The organism is Streptomyces sp. NPDC032940 (genome assembly GCF_040636935.1).
Classification (GTDB): Bacteria; Actinomycetota; Actinomycetes; order Streptomycetales; family Streptomycetaceae; genus Streptomyces.
The window spans coordinates 12,008-37,773 of the sequence record NZ_JBEZVJ010000038.1 but is presented as its reverse complement, the minus strand read 5'-3'; the positions used below and the strand labels follow the sequence as shown (position 1 = coordinate 37,773).

Here is a 25,766-nt window from a genome sequence, read left to right as displayed (position 1 = left end):
GTGCGCTTCTGATCGCCCTGGCCGCCCTCACGACCGGCCTTGCCCGCCCACGCGGGCACGGGGCGCGGAGGCCGATTCCGCCTATGTGATGGGCTGCTTCAAGGAGTCCCTCAGCGGCGCGGGCAACATCAACGCCGTGCACCTGGCGGTCAGCGACGACGGGCGGGAGTGGACCCCGCTCAAGGACAACGAGCCGATCCTCACCCCGACCGCCGGCACCAAGGGCATCCGGGACCCGTTCGTGCACCGGCTCAACGACGGCACCTGGGTCGTCGTCGCGACCGACATCCCGGTGGGCGGCGACTTCACCAGGCCCGACCCGTACATCCATGTGTGGACCTCCCCGGACCTGGTGAACTGGTCCGCGGACCGGCTGCTCAAGGTCAACGGCACGAACCCGGACTCCTACAGCTGGGCTCCGGCCGTCCACTGGGACCCGGTGCGCAACACGTACGGCATCACTTTCAGCACGATGCCGCAGGGCCGCTCGTACTCGGTGATCGCGGTCTCCTACACGACCGACTTCGTCGACGCCACCGACCCCCAGGTCTTCTACGACGCGGGCAGCGGAGTCATCGACTCGCACGTGGTCACCGGCGTCGGCGGGCTGAACTACCTGTACTACAAGGACAACGCGACGGGCCGGCTGGCCGGGGCCCGGTCCGCCTCGGTGGAGCCGGGCAGCTTCACCAAGTACACCGCCGGTGTCGCGGAGAACCGGTGCACCGAGGCGCCGACGCTGGTGAAGTCCCTGACGTCCGCGGACTGGTCGCTGTGGGGCGACACCTTCTGTCCGAACGCGAGGTTCGACCTGTGGCAGGGCGACCTCGTCTCGGGTACATGGTCCCAGGGAGGCCGCCAGTCCTACACGGCGCCGCTCAACGCCAAGCACAACACCGTCCACCCGATCACGGCGTCCGACCGCAACCACCTGCTCGCCCGCTACAGCGGCACGAGCTGGAACCTCCCCAAGTCGTACAACTACCCCGGCCACTACGTGCGGCACGCGAACTACTCCGGTGGTGTCAGCGAGCTGCCCTTCGACCCGTACCAGGACGTGCAGTGGCGGCTGCGTCCCGGCCTGTCGGACAGCGGCGGCGTGTCCTTCGAGTCCGTCGACTTCCCCGGCCACTACCTGAAGCAGGAGAACTTCGCGGTCAGGCTGGTCCGGAACGACGGCACCGCGGGCTTCGCCACCTACGCCACGTTCTTCCGCGTGCCCGGCCTCGCGGACGGCGCGTGGTCCTCGTTCCGTTCGGCCGCCCATCCGACGCGCTATCTCCGGCATTCCTCCTTCGCGCTGCGGATCGACGAGATCACGACGGCGACGGACCGGTCCGACGCCACCTTCCGCGTGGTCCACTGAGCCGCCGGGCCCGCAGGCCACGGCGCCCTGCCCTCACGGGGCGGGGCGCCCTGGCCTGTGCGCAGTGCCGGACTCGAAGGCGACCGTGAACGAGACCGGCCGGGCGGGGAGCCGGTGTTCGGGAAGGGCCCCCGGGCCGCAGGAGGCGCTGCCGATGCCGTGCAGGGCCGCGTCGATGTTCGTCGTCGGCCGAGGCCCACCGCTGGGAGTCCTCCCTGCGCCTGCCCTGCGCACCGGTGGAGCACTGGCCGGGGACCGGGCACTACCTGCACGAGGAACGTCCGGGGCGCACCGTGCGCCGCATCCGGGACTGGGCGTGCCTCAGCGGCCGGGGGCCTGGTCCAGGGCCAGCGTCGCGAAGGTGGCCAGCCAGTGGTCGGTGGTGAAGTCGCCGCGTTCCACGGCGGGCAGGCCCGCCGCGAGGTGTTCCTCGGCCGCGGCGCTCAGCCGGTCGCGGACCGGCCCGTCGGGCAGGGCCCCCGCGAGGGAGCGCAGCGCGGCCGCCCTGCTGAGGGTCAGGCCGAGCAGGTGGCCGATCTGCGGGTCTGCGTGGTCGGAGACGACCGGAACGTCCAGCGGCGGGCAGGGGGCGCCGGAGCCGAGGGCGGGCAGGAAGCGGTCGAGCCACGCCGCGAACTCGTCCTTCGGGAGCACCCTGCGCACCGCGTCGGCCTCGCTGAGGGCCGGGGACAGGAAGTCCTGCCCTGAGGGCTCCCAGTGCGCGGGTGCGTCGTGGTCGTCGGTGAACCAGGACAGCAGCCGTTCCCGTACCGCCCGTTCGGTCGTGGCCGACAGCTCCCCCGAGTCGAGGGCGAGGCCCAGCGCGAAGGCGCTGTTGGGGTGGTTGCCGTGGCGCACGGGGTACGTCGCCTTCGGCAGCCAGTCGGCCAGCAGCCGGTCGACGGCGGCGACGGCCGGGGCCAGGGCCTCGGCCCAGCGGGCGCCCGTGGGGCCCCCGCAGGCGCGGCACTCGGCGGCGAGGGCGAGCAGCCAGGCCCAGCCGTAGGGCCGCTCGAAGGAGGGGTGGTCGCGGAGGTAGGCGGCCTCGGCGGCGAGGTTCTCGGCGGTGAGGTGCCGGTCTAGGGCGTCGACGGCCGGCCCGGTGTCCGGCAGGGCGGGGGTGCCGCCGTGGCGGCGCAGCAGGCGGACGAGCAGCCAGTGCATGTGCACCGAGGAGTGCCAGTCGTAGGCGCCGTAGAAGGCCGGGTGCAGGGAGCGGGGTGCGACGCGTTCGTCGGCGGAGAGGGTCAGGTGGGCCGGGAAGTTGGGGTACTCCCGGGTGATGTTGGCGAGGGCGAGCCGCACGAAGGGTGCGGCGTGGGTGCTGAGCGGCATCAGTGGGTGGCTCCCTCGGTGACCTTGAGGTCGTGGTCGGCCGGTGTGTCGGCGGCGGTGGCCAGCAGGGCGCGCAGGCCCTGGGCGACGGTGGCGGGCGGCAGGGACGGCGCCTGGCCGTCGGGCACCTGTTCCGGCGCCCAGGGGACGTGGACGAAGCCGCCCCGGACCTGCGGGAACTCCGTGGCGATGAGGTGGCCGAGGCCGTAGGCGACGTGGTTGCACACGAAGGTCCCGGCGGTGTTGGACACGGCGGCCGGGACGCCGGCGGCGCGCATCGCGGCGACGCATGCCTTGACGGGGAGGGTGGAGAAGTAGGCGGCGGGGCCGCCCGGGACCACCGGCTCGTCGATGGGCTGCCGGCCCGCGTTGTCGGGGATGCGCGCGTCGTCGACGTTGACGGCGACGCGCTCGACGGTCACGCCGGGGCGTCCGCCCGCCTGCCCCAGGCAGAGCACCAGGTCGGGGGCGGTCGCGCGGACGGCGTCGCGCAGGGCGTCGAGGGAGTCGCCGAACACGCAGGGCAGTTCGGCGGCGGTGACGGAGAGCCCGGCGGGCGGTTCGGCGGCCACCAGGGACGCCGCCTGCCAGGACGGGTTCACCCGCTCGCCGCCGAAGGGGGCGAAGCCGGTGATGAGGACGCGGGTCACGGCACTTCCTTACGGTGACGGGGCGGGTGGCACTGCGGTCGGCAGGCGGCAGGCGGCAGGCGCCGGACTGCGGACTGCGGACTGCCGCCTGCGGACTGCGGGCTGCGGGCTGTTCAGAAGGCGAAGACCGCCATGATCACGGTGCAGCAGCCGAGGAGCGCGATGCCCGTGGGCAGCTGGGCCTTGATCGGTCCGTACTGGTCCTTCAGTTCGAGCAGGGTGGCCGGGACGATGTTGAAGTTGGCGGCCATCGGCGTGCAGAGGGTGCCGGCGAAGCCGGCCAGCATGCCGATCGCGAGGACGGCGGGCTCGTTGCCGTGCATCTGCTGGATGAGCACCGGCCAGCCGATCGCCGCGGTCATCACCGGGAAGGCGGCGAAGGCGTTGCCCATGATCACGGTGAACAGGAACATGCCGACGCAGTAGGCGACGACCGCGAGGTACTTGGAGTCGTCGGGCAGGACCTTGTTCACGAGGTCGCCGACCTGGTCGCCGACGCCCGCGACGGCGAAGATCGAGCCGAGCACGGCGAGGAGCTGGGGCAGCAGCAGGGCGGAGCCCATGGCCTCCAGCATGGAGCGGCCGGAGTGGATCGGGACGGAGATCTTCTTCTCGCCGGTGACGAGCATGCCGACGACCAGGGCGACGACGCAGCCGACGCCGAGTCCGAGGAGCGTGGCCTTGCCGGTCTCGAACAGGCCGGACTCGTCCAGCACGGAGGCGCAGACGATGGCGACGAGCGGGATCGTCAGGGCCGGGATGAAGATCTTGTTGCCGAGCCGGGCGGCGGACGCCTCACGCTGTTCGCCGGTGGTGGTGACCGGGACGCCCTTGCCGAGGAAGTTGAAGCCGGCGAGCACGATCAGGGCGAGGACCGCCACGCCGAGCGGTTCGGCGGGCAGGGTCCAGTCGCCGTTGCCCGCGGTGGCGTTGGCGACGCCGGTGCCGTAGGGGAAGGTGAGTCCGAGCAGGCCCCAGAAGGCTGCGGACGCCCACCGCTTGGGGTTGCTGCGGTCCGTGGCCATCTGCACGGCCATGACGACGAAGACGAGGCCTATCAGCCAGTACAGCCATTCGACCTTGATCACTTCTCGGCTCCCTCGGGCAGTGGCAGGTCGTGCTCGGCCGCGGCGAGCGCCATCTCGCGCTCCAGCTGCCGGTCCATGAGCAGCAGGCGCGCGCCGTGGATCAGGAAGGCGCAGACGGCGAGCGGGATCGCCCACAGGGCCAGCTGGGTCGGTTCGATGTCCTGGTGGTAGGTGGAGTTCACGAAGCCGGTGATCAGCAGGATGGAGCCGATCGCGATGAAGCAGTCCTCGCCGAAGAAGACGCCCACGGTGTCGGCCGACGCGGAGTAGGAGCGCACCTTCTCCCGCAGTCGGTCGGGCAGCTTGGCGCCGGTCGAGCGCTCGGCGGCGGCTTCGGCCATGGGTGCCACGAGCGGCCGCACGGTCTGCGCCGGGCCGCCGATGCTGTTCAGGCCGAAGGCCGCGGTGACCTGCCTGACCAGCAGGTAGACGGTGAGGAAGCGGCCGGCGCTGAGCCTGCCCAGGCGGCCGATGAGGTTGCGGGCCTGCTCGCGCAGGCCGTAGCGCTCGAGCAGCCCGATCACGGGAAGCACGATCGCGTAGACGGTGACCGAGCGGCTGTCGGCGAAGGACCGGCCGAAGGCCGCGAGGACCTCCTGCGGGTTCATCTTGCCGAGGAGTCCGGTGACGATACCGGCGACGCCCACCACGAGGACGGGATTGCGGCGCGTGACGAATCCGAGGATCACCACGACCACACCGAGCAGAACGATCATTCGGTGGCCTTCTTCAGGCGTTGGGGGCAGGGCACGGACCCGGGAGTCTCTCGGAGTCGGCGCTTCGGCGGTCCAGGGACCATAACTCCGGATGCGTGGCAGTTGCACGGACCCTAGACGATCGTTCAACGATCTAACAAGAGGTGACTTTCACATCCGGATCAGCCGGTCCGGACTTCGCCACCTCTTGTCGAATCGTTCAACGATCCATTACGTTCCCCTCTGTGATCGACCTCAACGCAGACCTCGGTGAAGGCTTCGGCCGCTGGACCCTCACCGACGACGAAGCCCTGCTCTCCGTCGTCACCAGCGCCAACGTCGCCTGCGGCTTCCATGCCGGCGACCCCTCGGTGATGCGGCGGGTCTGCGACCTCGCCGCCGAGCGGGGGGTGCGCATCGGGGCCCAGGTGTCCTACCGCGACCTGGCGGGCTTCGGGCGGCGCACCATGGACGTGCCCGCCGACGAGCTCGCGGCCGAGGTGGCGTACCAGGTCGGCGCCCTGAGGGTCTTCGCCGAGGCCGCCGGGGCCCGGGTGGCCTATGTGAAGCCGCACGGCGCGCTCTACAACCGCACCGTCCACGACACGGATCAGGCGGGCGCCGTGGTGGCGGGCGTGCGGCTGGCCGGCGGGGACCTGCCCGTCCTCGGTCTGCCGGGGTCGCGCCTGCTCGCCGCCGCCGAGGACGCCGGCCTGACCGGCGTGCCCGAGGCCTTCGCGGACCGCGCCTACACCCCCGCGGGCACCCTCGTCCCGCGCCGCGAGGCGGACTCCGTGGTGACGGACGAGGACGCGGTGGTACGGCGGGCGCTGTCGTTCGCGGTGAAGGGCGCGGTCGAGGCGGTGGACGGGACGACCGTCGCGGTCGCCGCCCGCTCCCTGTGCCTGCACGGCGACACCCCGGGCGCGGCCGGGATCGCGGTGCGGGTGCGCGCGGCGCTGGAGGAGGCCGGGGTCGGGGTCGGGGCCTTCGCATGACCCGGAACCCGCCGTTCACGGCCCGCCCCGCCGGGCGGCACGCGCTGCTCGTGGAACTGCCCGACGCGGAGCGCACCGCCGCCTTCCACGCCGAACTGCTGCGCCGGCGCGCGGCGGGGACCCTGCCGCCGGTGGCGGAGATCGTGCCGGGGGCACGGACCGTCCTGCTGGACGGAGTGCGGGACCCCGAGGCCCTGGCCCGTGGGCTCGCCGGCTGGGAGATACCGGCGGGCGCCGCCGACGACGGGGCCGTCGTGGACATCGCCGTACGGTACGACGGTCCCGACCTGGCCGACGTGGCGGCCCTGTGGGGAGTCGCCCCGCACGAGGTCCCGGCCCTGCACGCCTCCCATACGTACCGTGTCGGCTTCTGCGGTTTCGCGCCGGGCTTCGGCTACCTCACCGGGCTCCCCCCGCACCTGCACATGCCCCGCCGCGCCACCCCGCGGACCCGGGTGCCGGCCGGCGCGGTCGCGCTCGCCGGCCCCTACAGCGCGGTCTACCCCCGCGCCACCCCCGGCGGCTGGCAGCTGATCGGCACCATGCCGGACCCGGGCCGCCTGTGGGACCCCGCGCGAGAACGGGCGGCGCTCCTCACACCCGGGACGCGGGTGCGTTTCGTCGAGGCGGAGGACGCGGCATGAGGGCCGAGCTGACGACCGTGCGCGCCGGCGCCCTGACCACGGTGCAGGACGCGGGCCGGCGCGGCCACGCCCACCTGGGGGTGCCCCGCTCGGGCGCCCTGGACGCGCAGGCGATGCGGCTCGCCAACCGGCTGGCCGGCAACGACGCCGACGCCGCCGTCCTGGAGACCACCCTGACCGGCTGCGCCCTGCGGCCCGACCGCGCCGTCACCGTCGTGGTCGGCGGCGCGCCCTGCCCGGTGACGGTGGAGGGGCGGCCGGTGGCCTGGGGCGCGCCGGTGCATGTGCCGGCCGGCGCCGTGCTGGACGTGGGGGCGGTGACCGCGGGCGTGCGCTCGTACGTGGCCGTCGCCGGCGGCATCGCCGTCGAACCGGTCCTCGGCAGCCGCTCCACGGACCTGCTCTCCGGGCTCGGCCCGGCGCCCCTGCGCGACGGGGACGTCCTCCCGGTCGGCCCGCCCCCGCCGCCGGCGCCGTCCGTCGCCGCGCCCTGGCCGGGCCCGGCCGCCGAACTGGTCCTCCCCGTGCGGATCGGCCCCCGCTCCGACTGGTTCACCCCGGCCGCGCTGCGCACCTTCACCTCGGCGACGTACCGCGTCTCCCCGCACAGCAACCGGATCGGTCTGCGTACCGAGGGGCCGGCGCTGCAACGGGCGTCGACGGGCGAACTGCCCAGCGAGGGCATGGTCCTGGGCGCCGTCCAGGTTCCGCCGGACGGGCGGCCCGTGGTGTTCCTGCACGACCATCCGACGACGGGCGGCTACCCGGTGATCGCGGTGGTCGCCGAACCGGCCCTCGCGGCGGCGGCCCAGGCGGCGGTCGGGACACCGGTGCGCTTCACACTCGGCTGAGCGACGACAGGGTCCGTCAGCCGCCCGCCCGCGCCGGGAGCCCGGGACGCGGTGAGGGGCGCGCCGCCGTGGCGACGCGCCCCTCACCGCCGTATCCGGTGCGGCCGGACCCCGGGTGCCTACGCCTCCTCGGGACGGCGCGCCGTCACGATCAGGTAGCCCACCTCGGGCATCTCCATGTTCTCCCCGTCCGCGGGCTTCAGCTTGGCGAAGACCTCCGGGTCGACCTTCGCGGCCAGTTCGGCCATGTTCTCGGCGAGCGCCTCGCCGAGCCGCCGGACCGACTGCCGGGTGGTGTTCTCACTGACGTCGACGATCTCCGCACAGCGGAGCCCCGCCTCGCGCAGCATGGCCGGGTACGCCTCGAAGGACGCCGGCGACTGCGTGAGGTACCGCTTGAGGATGCCCTCGATCACCGGGCGCCGCTCCGCCGAGATGGTCTCCCGCTCGTAGTTGTCCGTGAGCGCGAGCCGGCCGCCCGGGCGCAGGACCCGGCCCGCCTCGGTGAGCGCGGCCTTCCGGTCCGGCATCTGCATGACGGACTCCAGCATCCACACGGCGTCGAACGAGGCGTCGTCGAACGGCAGGTTCATCGCGTCGCCGTGCTGGAAGCTGACCTTGCCGCTCAGCCCGGCCTCCTCCGCCAGCAGGTTGGCCTTCTGCACCTGCTTGAGGCTGACGCTGACACCGACGACCTCGGCACCCGTGACCTTCGCCAGGCGCAGTGCCGGCCCGCCGAGACCACAGCCGATGTCCAGCACGCGGGCGCCGGGGCGGAGCTGCAGCCGCTCGATCATCATGTCCGTCAGACGGTTGGCGGCCTCCTCCAGTCCGGTGGAGTCCTCCTGGCTGTCCCAGAAGCCCACGTGGATGTTCGGGCCGTACAGCGAGGCGTCGAACGCCCCCATCAACTGGTCGTAGAACTGGCCGACCTGCTCACCGACGGGGGTGAAGCTCCAAGACGTCACTTTCTCTCCTTCATATATGTGTCAACTGCGTTCCACGGAGACGGAAGGAACGTACGGCGCGCAGGCGCGGGCACGTCCTTCCCGCTTCCGTCATTTCTCGCGACGAGCGAGCGGGCGCACGGCGGGATGCCGTGCGCTCACCTCACACGTTCTCCGCAAGCCAGTCGAGGACGGCCGTGGCGGTGGCACCGGCGTGGTCCTCCATCATGGTGAAGTGGTCGCCGGGCACGTCGGTCACGGTGACCCGGGGGCCCCACGCCGACTCCTCGTCGCTGGTCTGCTCCGACCCGGTGAAGGTCTCCTCGGCCTTCACCGCCAGGATCGGCACACCGACCGGCTCCGGCCCCCAGTTGGAGAAGAGCCGGAGGTAGCCGCCCATCGCGGTCAGCCTGCCCTCGTCCACCACGCCGAACATCTTCTCGCGATCGAACATCTTGCCGGACAGGTTGGTCTGGATCCACGGCAGCGCCTCACTGCGCGGCAGATAGGTGTCCAGCATGACGACCGCCGCCGGCGCGCTGCCGCGCTCCTCCAGCAGCCGTGCGACGGCCTGCGCGATCCATCCGCCCGACGACCGGCCGACGAGCACGAACGGCTCCTGCCCGACGGTCCGCAGGGCGGCCTCCGCCTGCATCTCGACCACCGCGTCGACACTGGCGGGCAGCAACTCGCCCTTGCCGAAACCGGGTTCGGGCAGCACGGTGACATCGCGCCGTCCTCGGAAGCCCGCGGCGAACCGCGCGTACTCACGGGCCCCTGAGATCGCCACCAGCGACGGGAAGCACACCAGCCCCGGCGCCATGCTGCCCTTCGACAGCCGGACCACCTTGGGCGGCGTCGTCAGCTCCGCGGCCGTACGGAACGACGGACGCAGCCGCGCCGCCGCCATCAGCAGCTGGGTGCCGGCCACGTACTCGCCGTCGGCGCACGCCTGCCGGTAGAGCGACTCGATCGTCGAACCACCGCCCGCTGCCCCGGCTCCGCCACCGGCCGCGGGTGTCGGAGCCGCCGGAATTCCGGCCTCTCCGGCCCCGGCGGAGGCCTCCGGCTCGGGAGCCGCGCCCGGCTGCAGCCGGCCCCGCAGATAGGCGGCGAGCGCGGCCGGTGTGGTGTGGTCGAACAGCAGCGTCGCGGGCAGGGTGAGCCCGGTGACGTGGTTGAGCCGGTTACGGATCTCCACCGCGGTGAGCGAGGTGATGCCGATCTCCAGGAAGGCGTGGTCGTCCTCGACCGCGTCCGCGGATCCATGCCCGAGCACGGCCGCGGTGTGCTCCCGCACCAGCTCGGTCAGGACCCGCAGTTGCTCCGCGGGGGTCAGCCCGGCCAGCCGCTGCCCGAGCGGCGCCTGCCCGGACTCGCCCCGGTCGGGACCGGAGGCACCGTCAGCCGCCCGGCGTGCCGGCACCCGCACGAGCCCCCGCAGCAGAGGGGGCGTGCCGATCGAGGACGCCTGCGCCTGAAGCGCGGCGACGTCCAGGCGCACGGGAACCAGGAGCGGGTCCGCCGCCGCCGTGGCCGCCTGTTCGACGGCCAGATCGAAGAGGGCGAGCCCTTCGGTGGAGGAGAACGCGGCCACGCCGGAGCGGCCCAGCCGCTGCACGTCCTCGTCGTCCATGTGCCCGGTCATGGCGCTGCGTTCGGCCCACAGGCCCCAGGCGAGGGAGGCCGCCGCCAGCCCCTCCGCCCTGCGGTGCTGCGCCAGGGCGTCCAGGAACGCGTTGGCCGCGGCGTAGTTCGCCTGTCCCGCGGCACCGAACACCCCGGCCGCCGACGAGAACAGCACGAACGCCGTGAGCGGCAGCTCCCTGGTCAACTCGTGCAGGTTGACGGCCGCGTCGCTCTTGGGGCGCAGCACGGCGTCCAGACGCTCAGGAGTGAGCGAGCCGAGGAGCGCGTCGTCGAGAGCACCGGCCGCGTGCACCACGCCGGTCAGCGGGTGCTCGGCGGGCACGCTCGCCAGCAGCTCCGCGAGTGCGGAGCGGTCCGCCACGTCACAGGCCGCCAGTCGCACCGACGCGCCCGAGGCGGTCAGTTCGTCGGCCAGTTCGGCGGCACCGGCGGCCGCTCCGCCGCGGCGGCTGGTCAGCAGCAGATGGCGTACACCGTGCTCGGCCACCAGGTGCCGGGCCACGAGGGACCCGAGTACGCCGGTGGCTCCCGTGATCAGCACGGTGCCCTGCGGGTCCCACACCGGGGTCTCCGGCGTCTCCGCTGCCGGTGCCGTGCCCGGGGCCGTCTGCACCCGGGCGAGCCGTGCCGCGAACGCCCGTCCTGCCCGCACGACCAGCTGCGGCTCGTCGCCGCTCAGCATGCGGGGCAGCGCGGCGAGCGAGGCCTCGTCGTCGTCCAGGTCCAGCAGAACGAACCGGTCGGGGTTCTCCGACTGCGCGGCCCGCACCAGACCCCACACCGTCGCGCAGGCCGGGTCCAGGACCTGTTCCCCGGCTCGGGCGGCGACCGCCCCGCGGGTCACGAACACCAGACGGGAGCCCGTGAAACGCTCGTCGCTCTGCCACTGCTGCGCCAGCGCCAGCGCCCGGTGCGCCACCGTGCGCACACCGTCCGCGGACAGGGCACGCCGTTCATCGGCGCCGAGGACGGTGCCGGGATCGGTGACGGTGCCCGGCCGGCCCTCGAACGGTACGAACACCAGGTCCGGCAGGCTGCCGCCCGCCGTCACGGACTCCGCGAGGGCGGACAGGTCCGCGAACCGTTCCGCGCCCGCTCCCGCCGACTTCAGCGCCGTCGGCAGCGACGTGGTGTCGTCGTCGCCCAGCACCGCCCACCTGCCCGGCTTTCCGGCCCCGTTGACGGCCGGCGCCGGGGCCCAGTCCAGGCGGAAGAGCGACTCGTGGAACGTCCCGTGCTCCCGGCTGAGCTGCTCTCGGGAGATCGCCCGGGTGACGAGCGAGTCCACCGACAGCACCGAGCGGCCGGAGCCGTCGGACGCGGTCACCGACACCGCGTCCGGTCCCGCCGGGGCCAGCCGCACCCGCAGCGCGGACGCGCCCGTGGCGTGCAGTGACACGCCGTTCCAGGAGAAGGGCAGCCGGACGCGTCCGGTGTCCCCGCCCGGGGCGACGTCACCGGGCAGCCGGACGAACCCGCCGAACGCCATCGCGTGCAGTGCCGCGTCGAGCAGGGCCGGGTGCACGCCCAGGTGCCGGGCCTCGGACCACTGTTCCTCGGGCAGCCGGACCTCGGCGAACACCTCCTCGCCACGGCGCCATACGGCCCGCAGCCCCTGGAACGACGGCCCGTAACCGAAGCCGTTGCGCGCGAACCTGTCGTACAGGCCCTCCACATCGACCGCCTCCGCGTCGGCGGGCGGCCACGGTGCACCATCGCCGGCATCGGCATCGGCATCGGCATCGGCATCGGCATCAGCATCAGCTCGCGCCGCGTCTCCGGCGTCGTCGGCCAGGGTGCCGAGGGCGTGTCGCGTCCAGGAGTCGCCGTCGGTCTGCGAGTACACGCTCACCGTTCGCCGCCCGGACTCGCCGGGGCCGTCGACATGGACCTGGACGGAGACGGCGCCGTCCTGCGGAAGCACCAACGGCGCCTCCAACGTCAACTCCTCCACCCGGTCACAGCCGACTGCGTCCCCGGCACGCAAAGCCAGCTCCACAAACGCCGTACCCGGCAACAACGCCACCCCGGCCACCGCATGATCAGCCAGCCAACCATGCGACACCAACGACAACCGACCCGTCAGCAACACCCCACCCGACGCCGGCAACGACACCGCCGCACCCAACAACGGATGACCAGCAGACACCAGACCCACCGAACTCACATCACCCACACCCGCCGACACCACCTCCGACTCCAGCCAGAAACGCTCACGCTGGAAGGCATAGGTGGGCAGATCGACACGCCGGGCACCCGCACCCGCGAACACACCGGCCCAGTCGACGGCCGCACCACCGACGAACGCCTCGGCGGCGGAGGTCAGGAAACGTTCCAGACCGCCCTCGCCACGACGCAGCGAACCCACCGCCGTGACAGGGATGTTGGTGTGCATCTCGGCGGTCTGCTCGACGCCCATCGTCAGCACCGGATGCGCACTGGACTCGATGAACAGGCGGAAACCGTCATCGAGAAGGGCACGCAGGGTGTCGGCGAAACGGACCGTCTGCCGCAGATTGCGATACCAGTAGCCCGCGTCCAGAGACGACGTGTCCAGGACACCGCCCGTCACCGTCGAGTAGAACGGCACGCTCGACGCCTGCGGGGCGATCCCCGCCAGGTCGCCCAGGAGAACGTCCTCGATCGCCTCCACATGCGCGCAGTGCGAGGCGTAGTCCACCGCGATACGCCGCGCCCGCACGCCGTCGGCCTCACACGCGGCCAGCAACTCGTCCAGCGCATCCGCGTCACCGGACACGACCACGACCGACGGACCATTGACCGCAGCCACCGACAGCCGACCGTCCCAAGCCGACAGACGCTCACCGACCTCGTCAGCGCTCAGCGACACGGACACCATGCCACCACGACCGGACAGCGCACGGATCGCCTTGCTCCGCAGGGCCACCACCTTCGCCGCATCCGTGAGCGACAGGGCACCCGCCACACAGGCAGCGGCGATCTCACCCTGCGAGTGACCGATCACCGCAGCTGGCTCGACGCCGTGCGAACGCCACACCTCGGCCAGCGACACCATCACAGCCCACAACACCGGCTGCACCACATCGACCTGGTCGAGCCAAACGTCCGTGTTCGTGTCGCGCAGGATGTCGATCAGCGACCAGTCCACGAACGGCGCGAGCGCAACCGCACACTCGGCCATACGCGCCGCGAACACCGGCGAGGCATCGAGCAGTTCAGCCGCCATCCCCGCCCACTGCGAACCCTGACCCGGGAACACGAACACCGCACGGCCGTCGGCGCCGCCGGCCCGTCCGCGCACCACGCCCGGGGCCTCACGACCCTCGGCCAGTGCCCGCAGCCCGTCTGTCCCGCCCAGGACCACGGCACGGTGATCGAACAGCGACCGCGTCGTCGCCAACGACAGACCGACATCCACCGGGGGGAGTTCGGAAGGTTCCGCGACCGCGACGAACGACATCAGTCGCTCCGCCTGTGCCCGCAGCGCCGCCTCCGACTTCGCGGACACCACCCACGGCACCACAACCGGCGGCTCGACATCCGCGGTCGGCTCCTCGTCCCCGGTGGAGGCCGGAGCCTGTTCGAGGATGATGTGGGCGTTGGTGCCGCTGAGTCCGAACGACGACACTCCGGCCCGGCGCGGTCGGCCGGTCTCGGGCCACGGTGTGGCCTCGGTGAGGAGTTCGACGGCTCCCGCCGTCCAGTCCACGTGCGGGGAGGGCTGATCGACGTGCAGGGTCTGCGGCAGCAGGCCGTGCCGCATCGCCAGCACCATCTTCATGATCCCCGCGACACCGGCAGCCGCCTGCGTGTGCCCGATGTTCGACTTGATCGAGCCCAGCCACAGCGGCCGGTCCTGGGGACGGTCCTGGCCGTAGGTGGCCAGCAGGGCCTGCGCCTCGATGGGGTCGCCGAGCGTCGTGCCCGTGCCGTGGGCCTCGACGACGTCGACCTCGGTGGCCGGCACCCGGGCGTTGGCCAACGCGGCCCGGATCACCCGCTGTTGCGAGGGGCCGTTGGGCGCCGTCAGGCCATTGCTCGCGCCGTCCTGGTTGACGGCCGAGCCGCGGACGACGGCCAGCACCTGGTGCCCGTTACGACGGGCGTCGGAGAGCCGCTCCAGCAGGAGCATGCCGACGCCCTCGCCCCAGCCCGTGCCGTCCGCGCCCGCAGCGAACGGCTTGCACCGCCCGTTCGTGGCCAGACCACGCTGGCGACTGAACTCGACGAAGGTCGCCGGAGTGGCCATCACGGTGACGCCGCCCGCCAGGGCCAGCGTGCACTCGCCCTGGCGCAGCGACTGGGCCGCGAGGTGCAGGGCCACCAGCGACGACGAACACGCCGTGTCGATGGTCACGGCGGGGCCTTCGAGGCCGAAGGTGTAGGCGATGCGTCCGGAGGCGATGCTCCCGGACCCACCTGTCGCGAGGTAGCCCTCGGCGCCCTCGGGGATGCTCTGCAACTGGGAGCCGTAGTCGTGGTACATGAGGCCCGCGAAGACGCCGGTGGCGCTGCCCCGCAGGTGAGCGGGGTCGATGCCGGCGCGTTCGAAGGTCTCCCAGCTGGTCTCGAGGAGCAGGCGCTGCTGCGGGTCCATGGCCAGCGCCTCACGCGGCGAGATACCGAAGAACGCCGGGTCGAAGTCGCCGGCCGCGTGCAGGAAGCCGCCCTCACGGACGTAGCTCTTGCCGTCCGTGTCCGCGTCGGCGTCGTACAGCCCTTCCGCGTCCCAGCCGCGGCCCTCGGGGAAGCCCGAGATGGCGTCCTGGCCCTCGGCGAGCAGGTGCCACAGCTCTTCGGGGGTGCCGACGCCGCCCGGGAAACGGCACCCCATGGAGATGATGACCACGGGGTCGTCGTCCTCGCCGGTGGCACCGGCGGGGAGGACGGGGCCGGCGGGGTGTGCGGCGTCTTCCTGGCCGGTCAGCTCCTCGTGGAGGCGCCGGGCCAGGGCGGTGGGGGTCGGGTAGTCGAAGACGAGGGTGGAGGGCAGGCGCAGACCGGTGGTCGTGGTGAGCCGGTTGCGCAGCTCGACGGCCGTCAGGGAGTCGAAGCCGAAGTCCTGGAAGGCGCGGCCCGGTTCCACGGCGTCCGCCTCCGCGTGGCCCAGGACCGCGGCCACGTTCCGGCGTACGACGCTCAGCACGAGCCGTTCGCCGTCGGCGGCCGAGACGCCTGCGAGCTGTTCGCGCAGCTGCGCGGGGCCCGTGTCACGGGCGGTGTCGGCGGAACGGCGGTTCGTGGGCCGCACCAGGTCGCGCAGCACATGTGGCACGTCACCGCCGCGGCCGGCCTGCGCCGTGTCCAGGCGCATCGGTATCAGCACGGGCGTGTCCGCCGCGCAGGCGGTGTCGAACAGCGTCAAGCCCTCTTCGGCGGACAGACCCAGCACACCGGACTGTGCGATGCGACGCAGGTCGGCACCGGCCAGGCCACCGGCCATGCCGTCGCCCAGGTCCCACAGACCCCAGGCGAGGGAGAGAGCGGGCAGGCCGGCGGCGCGTCGGCGCCTCGCCAGTGCGTCGAGGAACGCGTTGCCGGCGGCGTAGTTGGCCTGGCCCGCGGTGCCGAAGGTGCCCGCGGCGGACGAGAACAGCACGAACGCCGACAGGTCGAGCGTCTCGGTCAGCTCGTGGAGGTTGACCGCGGCGGTCACCTTCGGACGCAGGACCGCGTCCACGCGTTCCGGGGTGAGCGAGTCGATGACGCCGTCGTCGAGCACACCGGCGGTGTGGACCACCGCGCGCAGCGGACGGTCGGCCGGAACGGCCGCCAGGACGTCCGCGAGCGCCGCCCGGTCCGCCACGTCACAGGCCGCCCAGGTCACACAGGCACCGGCGGCCGACAGCTCCGAGGCCAGCGCTCGGGCGCCGTCGGCGTCCGCGCCCCGGCGGCTCATCAGCAACAGGTGCCGGACGCCGGCCTCGGTGACGAGATGGCGCGCGACCAGTCCGCCCAGTGTGCCGGCGGCACCGGTCACCAGGACGGTTCCCTGGGGGTCCCAGGTCGCCGAAGGCGCCGGTGCCTTCTCGGTGGTCCGGACCCGGCCCAGGCGCGGGGCCAGCAGGTTCCCGCCCCGGACCGCGACCTGGGGTTCGCCGCAGGATGCGGCGGCGGCCAGGAGCGACAGGTCCTCGGCGGCCAGCTCCGACGGCCGCGCCGGCTCGGCGGTGGCCTCCGTCCCGGCTTCCAGGTCGACCAGCAGGAATCGGCCGGGGTGCTCGGTCTGCGCGGTCCGCGCCAGGCCCCACACGGCGGCCGCCGCGAGATCCGCGACGTCACCGGCGTCCTCGACCGGCACCGCACCACGGGTGACGATCAGCAGTCGCGAGTCGGCGAGACGCTCCTCGGCCAGCCAACCCTGGATCAGGGCCAGGGCCCGGTGTACGGCCTTCCCGACCTCGTCGGCGCGCACACCGGGTGCGGAGGGCAGCACGCAGGCGACCAGCGGAGGCACGGCCGCGCCCTCGTCGAGCGCCACACACAGCGCGTCGACGTCCTCGTGGAACGAGGTCCGGTCGAACGTCTCCGCTGCCCACACGTCCCGGGACGCCAGTCCGGCGCCGCCCAGCAGGACGGGCGCGGGCCCGGCATGCCGCACAGACGCCTCGGCACCGGGTACACGGCTCCAGCTCAGCCGGAACATCGACCGGTGCAGGACACCGCCCGCGGCGCTGATCTGCTCGGCGGAGACGGGGCGGGTCACCAGCGAGCGCACCGCGGCCACCGTCCCGCCGGCCTGGTCCGTCACCTCCATCGACAGGTCCGAGCCGTCGGCTCCGCCCGGGGTGAGGCGCACACGCAGGGTGGAGGCGCCGGTCGCGTACACCGACACACCGCTCCAGGAGAAGGGCAGTCGGATACCGGCCGACTCGTCGTCGGGCGTGTCCGAAAGGCCGGCCGCCGCTCCCATCGCGTGCAGGGCGGCGTCCAACAGGGCCGGGTGCACACCGAAGCGGTTCGCCGCGGGTTCCGTGTCCTCCGGCAGCAGGACCTCCGCGAACACCTCGGATCCCCGCCGCCATACGGCTTGCAGGCCCCGGAATACGGGGCCGTAGGTGAGCCCCGTCCCGGCGAGCCGCTCGTAGTACCCGTCCAGGGGCACGGCCTCGGCGTCGCGCGGCGGCCACATCCGCTCCGCGTGCTCCGGGCGTGTCTCGTCGGGTGCGACCCGGCCGGTCGCGTGCCGGACCCACGGGTTGTCGTCACCGTCCGGGCGCGAGTGCACGGTCACGGCCCGGGAACCGGAGCCGTCGGCGTCGCCCACGGACACCCGTACCTGTACACCGCCGTGCTCCGGGAGTACGAGCGGCGCCTCGAGCGTCAGTTCCTCGACCCGATCGCAGCCGACCCAGTTACCGGCGTGGAGGGCGAGTTCGACGAAGGCGGTGCCCGGCAGCAGGACGGCTCCCAGCACCGCATGGTCCGCCAGCCAGGCGTGGGACGCCAGCGACAGACGGCCCGTGAACAGACAACCGTCGGAATCGGGCAGGGTCACCGCCGCACCGAGCAGAGGATGATCCGCAGCGCCCAGACCCGCCGACGACACATCGCCGGCGGACGGGGCCGCCTCCAGCCAGTAGCGGTCTCGCTGGAAGGCGTAGGTGGGCAGTTCCACCAGCCGAGGGCGGGACGGGGCGAGGAACGCAGCCCAGTCCACGGCGTGTCCCCGGACGTATACCTGCGCCAAGGCTTCCACGAGCGACCCGGCCTCGTCCCGGTCCTTGCGCAGGACCGGAGCGAACACCATCTCCGGCACGGAGTCCGCGCCCATCCCGGACAGCACACCGTCCGGGCCCAACTCGAGGCAGGCCGTCACGCCGTAGGCCGACAGATGGGTGATGCCGTCGGCGAAGCGCACTGCCTCACGCACATGACGCACCCAGTACTCGGGGTCACACACGCCCTCGGCAGCCGCCAGCTCACCCGTCACGTTCGACAGGACGGACAGCCGGGGCTCGTTGTAGGTGAGGGACTGGGCGATCTGCCGGAACTCGTCCAGCATCGGCTCCATCAACGGCGAGTGGAAGGCATGGGAAACCCGCAGCCGACGCACCCGACGACCCTCAGCCCGCCATGCCTCCTCAAGCTCCGAGACGACAGCACCGTCGCCGGAAACCACCACCGCCTGCGGCCCGTTGACCGCCGCAACAGCCACACCCTCCCGGCCGGCCAGTGACGCGTTGACGACGGCTTCGTCCGCTTCGACGGCGAGCATCGCCCCGCCCGACGGCAGTGCCTGCATCAGGCGTCCGCGCGCGGCCACCAGCACACACGCGTCCTCCAGCGACCACACACCGGCGACATGGGCTGCCGCCAGCTCACCGATGGAGTGCCCGCCGACCACATCAGGACGCACACCCCACGACTCCACGAGCCGGAACAACGCCACCTCGATGGCGAACAACGCCGCCTGCGTGAACACGGTCGCGTCCAGGGCCTCCTCGTCGCTGAAGATGACCTCCCGCAACGGCCGTTCCAGCAACCCGTCGAACCCGGCACACACCTCGTCGAACGCCTCGGCGAAGACCGGGAACGCCTCATACAACCCCCGGCCCATCCCCACACGCTGACTACCCTGACCCGAGAACAACACCGCCAGCCGGCCGGGTACTACGTGACCACTGACCACGCCGGCGACCGGCTCACCCGAGGCGACAGCAGACACCCCAGCCCGGTCGCCCGACAGCACCACAGCCCGGTGCTCGAACGCCGACCGCGACGTCGCCAACGACCACGCCACATCGACGGGATCGGCATCCGACTCGGCCAGGAACGACGCCAGACGCCCCGCCTGACCCCGCAGCGCAGCCTCCGACTTCGCCGACACCACCCACGGCACCACCACCGGCGGCACAGCGTCCGCAACCGGCGTCTCCTCGACAGCCGGGGCCTGCTCCAGGATCACGTGCGCGTTCGTCCCGCTGATACCGAAGGAGGACACACCCGCCCGACGCGGCTCAGCGGCCTCCGGCCACTCGACCGACTCCGTCAGCAGCTCGACGGCCCCGGCCGACCACTCCACCTGCGGCGAAGGCTCATCGACATGGAGGGTGCGCGGCAGCACCCCGTGCCGCATGGCCAGCACCATCTTCATCACGCCCGCGACACCCGCGGCGGCCTGCGTGTGCCCGATGTTGGACTTGATGGAGCCCAGCCGCAGCGGCTGGTTCTCGGGGCGGTCCTGGCCGTAGGTGGCCAGCAGCGCCTGTGCCTCGATCGGGTCACCCAGCGTCGTCCCGGTACCGTGCGCCTCCACCACATCGACGTCAGCGGCAGACACCCCGGCGTTCGCCAGCGCGGCCCGGATCACCCGCTGCTGCGAGGGTCCGTTCGGCGCCGTGAGCCCATTGCTCGCACCGTCCTGATTGACGGCCGAACCACGCACCACCGCCAGCACCCGGTGGCCGTGACGCCGGGCGTCGGAGAGCCGCTCCAGCAGCAGCATCCCGGCGCCCTCGGAGAACCCGGTGCCGTCCGCACCCGAGGCGAACGCCTTGCACCGGCCGTCGGGCGAAAGCCCCTTCTGGCGGCTGAACTCCACGAACAGCGCCGGCGTCGCCATCACCGTCACACCGCCGGCCAGCGCCAGCGAGCACTCCCCCTGCCGCAGCGACTGCACCGCCAGATGCAACGCCACCAGCGACGACGAACACGCCGTGTCCACCGTCACCGCAGGACCCTCGAACCCGAACGTGTAGGACACACGGCCGGACACGATGCTGCCGGGGCTGGGAGAACCGGGAGTGCCGTCGGGGCCCTGCAAGAGACCGTAGTCGTGGTGCATGATCCCGGCGAAGACGCCGGTCTGGCTGCCACGCACCGACGCCGGGTCGATACCCGCCCGCTCCAACGCCTCCCACGACGTCTCCAACAGCAGGCGCTGCTGCGGATCCATCGCCAACGCCTCACGCGGCGAGATACCGAAGAAACCCGGGTCGAACTCAGCAGCGTCGTACAGGAAACCGCCCTCACGGGCATACACCGTGCCCTTGTGATCGGGGTCCGGGTGGTACAGCGCCTCCAGGTCCCAGCCACGGTCCTCGGGGAACGCGGCCATCGCATCCCCGTCCCGCTCCAGGAGACGCCACAACTCCTCCGGAGTACGGACACCACCCGGGAAACGACAGCTCATCGCCACGATCGCGATCGGCTCGTCCACCACCGACCCCGACACCCGCGACGGCACGAGCGCGGGCCGGGCCGCCGCGCCTCCGTCCTCCACCGCGTTCGCCACCACCAGCTCCGCCAGCAGATGACGCGCCAGCACCACCGGCGACGGATAGTCGAACACCAACGTCGCCGGCAACCGCAGACCCGTCGCCCCGTTCAACCGGTTCCGCAGCTCCACCGCCGTCAACGAGTCGAAGCCCAACTCCTTGAAGGCGCGCTCACGGTCGACCGCGGTCTCGTCGGCATGCCCCAGGACGGCCGCGACATGCGTGCACACCAGCGTCTCGAGGGCGTCGACCCGGTCGGTCTCCGGCTGGGACGCCAGGCGCTGCCACAGAGCCGAGGTGCCGGCAGCGGGGCCGGACGCCTCCACCGTACGGCGTGTGGGTATGCGCAGGAGGTCCCGCAGCAGCACGGGTACGGCGCCCGTGCCGGCCTGGGCACGCAGTGCGGGCAGGTCGAGACGTATGGGCAGCAGGACGGCGTCCGCCGTGGCGGGCCCGGTCGCGGTGGCGTCGAACAGCGCCAGGCCCTCGTCCGAGGTGAGGGCGGCGATGCCGGCGCGGCGCATGCGTCGCACGTCCGCGTCGGCCAAGTGGCCGGTCATGCCGCTGCGTTCGGACCAGAAGCCCCAGCCCAGCGAGACGGCGGGCAGGCCCTGCGCCCGCCGGTGTGCGGCCAGGGCGTCGACGTACGCGTTCGCCGACGCGTAGTTGCCCTGTCCGGCGCCGCCGAAGGTGCCGGCGGCGGAGGAGAAGAGGACGAACGCGGCCAGGTCCAGGTCGCGGGTCAGCTCGTGCAGGTGGAAGGCCGCGTCCACCTTGGGGCGCAGCACCGCGTCGATCTGATCCGGCGTGAGGGAGGTGACGACGCCGTCGTCCAGGACACCGGCCGCGTGCACGACCGCGGTCAGCGGGTGCTCGGCGGGCACGCTCGCCAGCAGCTCCGCCAGTGCCGGGCGATCGGCGGCGTCGCAGGCCTCGACGGTCACCGCGGCACCCAAGTCGGACAGCTCTGAGGCGAGTTCCTCCGCACCGGTCGCCGCCCGGCCGCGGCGGGACACCAGCAGCAGGTGCCGTACGCCGTGTTCCGTGACCAGGTGCCGGGCCACCAGTGCGCCCAGCGTCCCGGTGGCGCCGGTGAGGAGGACCGTGCCTTCGGGGTTCCAGGCCGGGCCGGAGCCGTCCGGGGCCGTTGCGGTGCCGGTGGCGCGGGCCAGCCTGGGGGCGTACAGCTCCCCCGACCGTACGGCGATCTGTGGTTCGTCACCGGCGAGTACGACGTCGAGCAACGCATCCGACACCCCGCCCCCGTCCACATCACACAGCACGAACCGGTCCGGATGCTCCGCCTGCGCGGACCGCACCAACCCCCACACCGCGGCAGCCGCCAGATCGGACACGTCCTCACCAGGCACAGCAGACACCGCACCCCGCGTCACCACCACCAGACGCGACCCCGCGAACCGCTCCTCACCCAGCCACTCCTGCAACGCCTCCAACGCACGACGCGTCGCAGACCGCACCTCAGCCGGATCACCCACACCTGGCGTGAAGGGGGCCAGAACCACGTCCGGCACGTCCGTCGCGCCTGCCTCCAGAGCGGATCGCACGTCCGCCAGTTCCGGAGCGGACGCGGTCGCAGAGGCCGTGACCGGGGCGCTCGTCGCGAGCTTGCGCCAGGTGAGGCGGAAGAGCGCCTCGTCGGTGATGCGCGCCGACGCCCTCAGCTGCTCCGGCGACACGGCGCGCGTCACCAGGGACGTCACCGCCGCGACCGGCGCTCCGGTGGTGTCCGCGACGAACACGGACACGCCGTCCGGCCCGGCCGGGGCGAGTCGTACACGCAGCGAGGCCGCGCCGCCGGCGTACAGCGACACGCCTTCCCAGACGAACGGCAGGCCGGGACGCCGCTCGCCGTTCTCCGTCTCCGGGGCCTCGGGTCCCGCCGCCAGGGCGTGCAGGGCGGCGTCCAGCAGCGCGGGGTGCACGCCGAAACGGCTCGCGTCGGCTTGCTGCTCGTCGGCGAGGGCGACTTCGGCGAACACCTCGTCGCCGCGTCGCCAGGCCGCACGTACGCCCTGGAAGGCGGCACCGTACGCGAGGCCGGTGGCCGCCAGCCGCTCGTACAGGTCGTCCACCGCGACCGGCTCGGCACCGGCCGGCGGCCAGACGCCGAGTTCGGCGGAGACGGTGGACTGCTCGCCGCCGTCGGCCGGGCCTTCGGCCAGCGTGCCTGCGGCGTGCCGTGTCCAGGGGCCGTCGGTCTCGTCCTCCGGACGGGAGAACACCGCGACCGGGCGCCGCCCCTCCGCGTCCGGAGCTCCCACCGTCAGCTGCACCTGTACGGCGGTGTCGTCGGGCAGCACCAGCGGTGCTTCCAGGGTGAGTTCCTCGAGCCGGTCGCAACCGACCGCGTCCCCGGCGCGCAGCGCCAGCTCCACGAACGCCGTACCCGGCAGCAGCGTCGTCTCGCCCACGGCGTGATCGGCGAGCCACGGGTGTGTACGCAGGGACAGCCGGCCCGTGAGCAGGAGTCCTTCCGAGTCGGCCAGTGCCACGACCGCGCCCAGGAGCGGATGGTCGGCGGAGCCCAGACCCAGCCCGGCAGCCGACTTCTGGCTCACCGTCTGGCCGGCGGCATCCAGCCAGTAGCGACGACGCTGGAAGGCGTAGGTGGGCAGGTCGACACGCCGGGCACCCGTGCCCGCGAACACACCGGCCCAGTCGACGGCCGCACCACCGACGAACGCCTCGGCGGCGGAGGTCAGGAAACGTTCCAGACCGCCCTCGCCGCGACGCAGCGAACCCACCGCAGTCACGAGGGCGTTGGTGTGCATCTCGGCGGTCTGCTCGACGCCCATCGTCAGCACCGGATGCGCACTGGACTCGATGAACAGGCGGAAACCGTCGTCGAGGAGTGCGCGCAGGGTGTCGGCGAAACGGACCGTCTGCCGCAGGTTGCGGTACCAGTAGCCCGCGTCCAGAGACGACGTGTCCAGGACACCGCCGGTCACCGTCGAGTAGAACGGCACGCTCGACGCCTGCGGGGCGATCCCCGCCAGGTCGCCCAGGAGAACGTCCTCGATCGCCTCGACGTGCGCGCAGTGCGAGGCATAGTCCACCGCGATACGGCGCGCCCGCACGCCGTCGGCCTCACACGCGGCCAGCAACTCGTCCAACGCGTCCGCGTCACCGGACACGACCACGACCGAGGGACCATTGACCGCAGCCACCGACAGCCGACCGTCCCAAGCCGCCAGACGCTCACCGACCTCGTCAGCGCTCAGCGACACGGACACCATGCCACCACGACCGGACAGCGCACGGATCGCCTTGCTCCGCAGGGCCACCACCTTCGCCGCATCCTGCAACGACAGCGCACCCGCCACACACGCGGCAGCGATCTCACCCTGCGAGTGACCGATCACCGCAGCTGGCTCGACACCGTGCGAACGCCACACCTCGGCCAGCGACACCATCACAGCCCACAACACCGGCTGCACCACATCGACCTGGTCGAGCCAAACGTCCGCATTCGTGTCGCGCAGGATGTCGGTCAGGGACCAGTCCACGAACGGCGCGAGCGCAGCCGCGCACTCGGTGATCCGCTCCGCGAACACCGGTGAGGTGTCGAGGAGTTCGGCCGCCATGCCCGCCCACTGCGAACCCTGACCCGGGAACACGAACACCGCGCGGCCATCCGCGCCCGCCGCACTCCCCCGCACCACACCCGACGCCTCACGGCCCTCAGCCAGCGCCTCAAGGCCGTTCAACCCGTCGAGAACCACGGCCCGGTGCTCCAACACCGACCGCGTCGCCGCCAACGACCACCCGACATCAGCCGGAGCAAGCCCAGGACGCTCGTTCAGGAAGGACGCCAGACGCTCGGCCTGGCCCCGCAGCGCCTCCTCCGACTTCGCCGAGACCACCCACGGCACGACCATCGGCGGCTCGGCGTCCGCGGTCGGATCCTCCTCGGCGACCGGTGCCTCCTCCACGATGACGTGCGCGTTGGTGCCGCTGATGCCGAACGACGACACGCCTGCCCGACGCGGCTCGTCGCCCTCGGGCCACGGCATCGCGTCCGTCAGCAGTTCGACGGCGCCGGCCGACCAGTCCACGTGCGTGGAGGGTTCGTCGACGTGCAGGGTCTGCGGCAGCAGGCCGTGCCGCATCGCCAGCACCATCTTCATGACACCCGCGACGCCCGCAGCCGCCTGCGTGTGCCCGATGTTCGACTTGATCGAGCCCAGCCGCAGCGGCCGGTCCTCCGGCCGGTCCTGGCCGTACGTCGCCAGCAGCGCCTGCGCCTCGATCGGATCACCCAGCGTCGTCCCCGTGCCGTGCGCCTCCACCACGTCGACCTGCTTGGGGGTCAGCCTGGCGTCCGCGAGGGCCGCGCGGATCACGCGCTGCTGCGAGGGGCCGTTCGGTGCCGTCAGGCCATTGCTCGCGCCGTCCTGGTTGAGGGCGGAGCCACGGATCACGGCGAGGACCGGATGGCCGTTGCGCTGGGCGTCGGACAGGCGCTCCAGCAGGAGCATGCCCACGCCCTCGCCCCAGCCCGTACCGTCCGCGCCGGCCGCGAAGGGCTTGCACCGGCCGTCGGGCGCGAGGCCGCGCTGGCGGCTGAACTCGACAAAGGTGCCGGGGGTGGACATGACGGTGACACCGCCCGCCAGCGCGAGCGTGCACTCACGTCGGCGGAGGGCCTGGCCGGCCCAGTGGAGGGCCACCAGGGACGACGAGCAGGCGGTGTCGATGGTGACCGCCGGGCCTTCCAGGCCGAGGGTGTAGGCCACCCGGCCGGAAGCGATGCTGCCCGCCGTGCCGTTGCCCAGATAGCCCTCGACGCCCGCGGGGAGGGACTCCAGACCGGTGCCGTAGTCGTGGTACATGACCCCGGTGAAGACACCGGTGCGGGAGCCGCGTACCGAGGCCGGGTCGATGCCGGCCCGTTCGAAGGTCTCCCAGCCGGTCTCCAGCAGCAGGCGCTGCTGCGGGTCCATGGCCAGGGCCTCGCGCGGTGAGATACCGAAGAACGCCGGGTCGAAGTCGCCGGCCGCGTGCAGGAACCCGCCTTCACGCGCATAGCTCTTGCCCACGGCGTTCGGGTCGGGGTCGTACAGACCCGTCACGTCCCAGCCGCGGTCCTCCGGGAACCCGGAGATGGCGTCGGTGCCGTCGGACACCAGCTGCCACAGCTCCTCCGGGGAGCGGACGCCGCCCGGGTAGCGGCAGGCCATCGCCACGATGGCGATCGGCTCGTGATCCGCGGTCTCCGCCTCCTGGAGACGTTGCCGTGTCTGGTGCAGTTCGGCAATGACTCGCTTGAGGTAATCCCGGAGTTTGTCTTCGTTACTCATCGCGCGTTTCCCATCAGAG

Annotated in this window: 11 protein-coding genes; 4 read left to right on the top strand and 7 right to left on the bottom strand. The window is 72.6% G+C overall.

Annotated elements, in window-relative coordinates:
• Positions 1-88: 88 nt before the first annotated feature.
• On the top strand, positions 89-1,366 hold the full coding sequence (locus tag AB0E77_RS30720; protein ID WP_361577166.1) for a glycoside hydrolase family 43 protein: 1,278 nt from the start codon (positions 89-91) through the stop codon (positions 1,364-1,366).
• A 33-nt stretch (positions 1,367-1,399) separates the two neighbouring features.
• On the opposite strand, the gene AB0E77_RS30715 is transcribed toward AB0E77_RS30720, so the two are convergent.
• From AB0E77_RS30715 to AB0E77_RS30695, 5 genes are all read right to left on the bottom strand, one after another.
• Positions 1,400-1,600, bottom strand: a complete 201-nt coding sequence (locus tag AB0E77_RS30715) for a hypothetical protein (protein WP_361577163.1) — start codon at positions 1,598-1,600, stop codon at positions 1,400-1,402.
• 87 nt (positions 1,601-1,687) lie between these two features.
• A complete protein-coding gene (locus tag AB0E77_RS30710; protein WP_361577160.1) occupies positions 1,688-2,701 on the bottom strand; it encodes a DUF2891 domain-containing protein in 1,014 nt (337 codons plus the stop codon).
• Positions 2,701-3,351, bottom strand: a complete 651-nt coding sequence (gene pcp / locus AB0E77_RS30705) for a pyroglutamyl-peptidase I (RefSeq protein WP_361577157.1) — start codon at positions 3,349-3,351, stop codon at positions 2,701-2,703. The genes AB0E77_RS30710 and pcp overlap by 1 nt, the downstream gene beginning before the upstream one ends.
• A gap of 113 nt (positions 3,352-3,464) precedes the next feature.
• Entirely contained in the window at positions 3,465-4,439 is a 975-nt protein-coding gene (locus AB0E77_RS30700) for a DUF979 domain-containing protein (protein WP_361577154.1), read from the bottom strand.
• Positions 4,436-5,155, bottom strand: a complete 720-nt coding sequence (locus tag AB0E77_RS30695; protein ID WP_361577151.1) for a DUF969 domain-containing protein — start codon at positions 5,153-5,155, stop codon at positions 4,436-4,438. Before AB0E77_RS30695 ends, AB0E77_RS30700 begins: the two co-directional genes overlap by 4 nt.
• Positions 5,156-5,379: 224 nt before the next feature.
• Here AB0E77_RS30695 and AB0E77_RS30690 point away from each other — a divergent pair, with 224 nt between their 5' ends.
• Genes AB0E77_RS30690 through AB0E77_RS30680 form a run of 3 tightly spaced genes read left to right on the top strand, consistent with a single transcriptional unit; the run spans position 5,380 to position 7,627 of the window.
• Positions 5,380-6,132 (top strand): 5-oxoprolinase subunit PxpA, encoded by a 753-nt coding sequence (locus AB0E77_RS30690; RefSeq protein WP_361577148.1) that lies wholly within the window; start codon positions 5,380-5,382, stop codon positions 6,130-6,132.
• Positions 6,129-6,776: an allophanate hydrolase subunit 1 gene (locus AB0E77_RS30685; RefSeq protein WP_361577145.1), complete on the top strand. Its 648-nt coding sequence runs from the start codon at positions 6,129-6,131 to the stop codon at positions 6,774-6,776. The genes AB0E77_RS30690 and AB0E77_RS30685 overlap by 4 nt, the downstream gene beginning before the upstream one ends.
• Entirely contained in the window at positions 6,773-7,627 is an 855-nt protein-coding gene (locus AB0E77_RS30680) for a biotin-dependent carboxyltransferase family protein (RefSeq protein WP_361577142.1), read from the top strand. The genes AB0E77_RS30685 and AB0E77_RS30680 overlap by 4 nt, the downstream gene beginning before the upstream one ends.
• 119 nt (positions 7,628-7,746) lie before the next feature.
• On the opposite strand, the gene AB0E77_RS30675 is transcribed toward AB0E77_RS30680, so the two are convergent.
• Together AB0E77_RS30675 and AB0E77_RS30670 are read right to left on the bottom strand one after the other, a co-directional pair.
• Entirely contained in the window at positions 7,747-8,595 is an 849-nt protein-coding gene (locus tag AB0E77_RS30675; protein WP_361577139.1) for a methyltransferase domain-containing protein, read from the bottom strand.
• A 142-nt stretch (positions 8,596-8,737) separates the two neighbouring features.
• Positions 8,738-25,747, bottom strand: a complete 17,010-nt coding sequence (locus AB0E77_RS30670) for a type I polyketide synthase (protein ID WP_361577136.1) — start codon at positions 25,745-25,747, stop codon at positions 8,738-8,740.
• Positions 25,748-25,766: the final 19 nt, after the last annotated feature.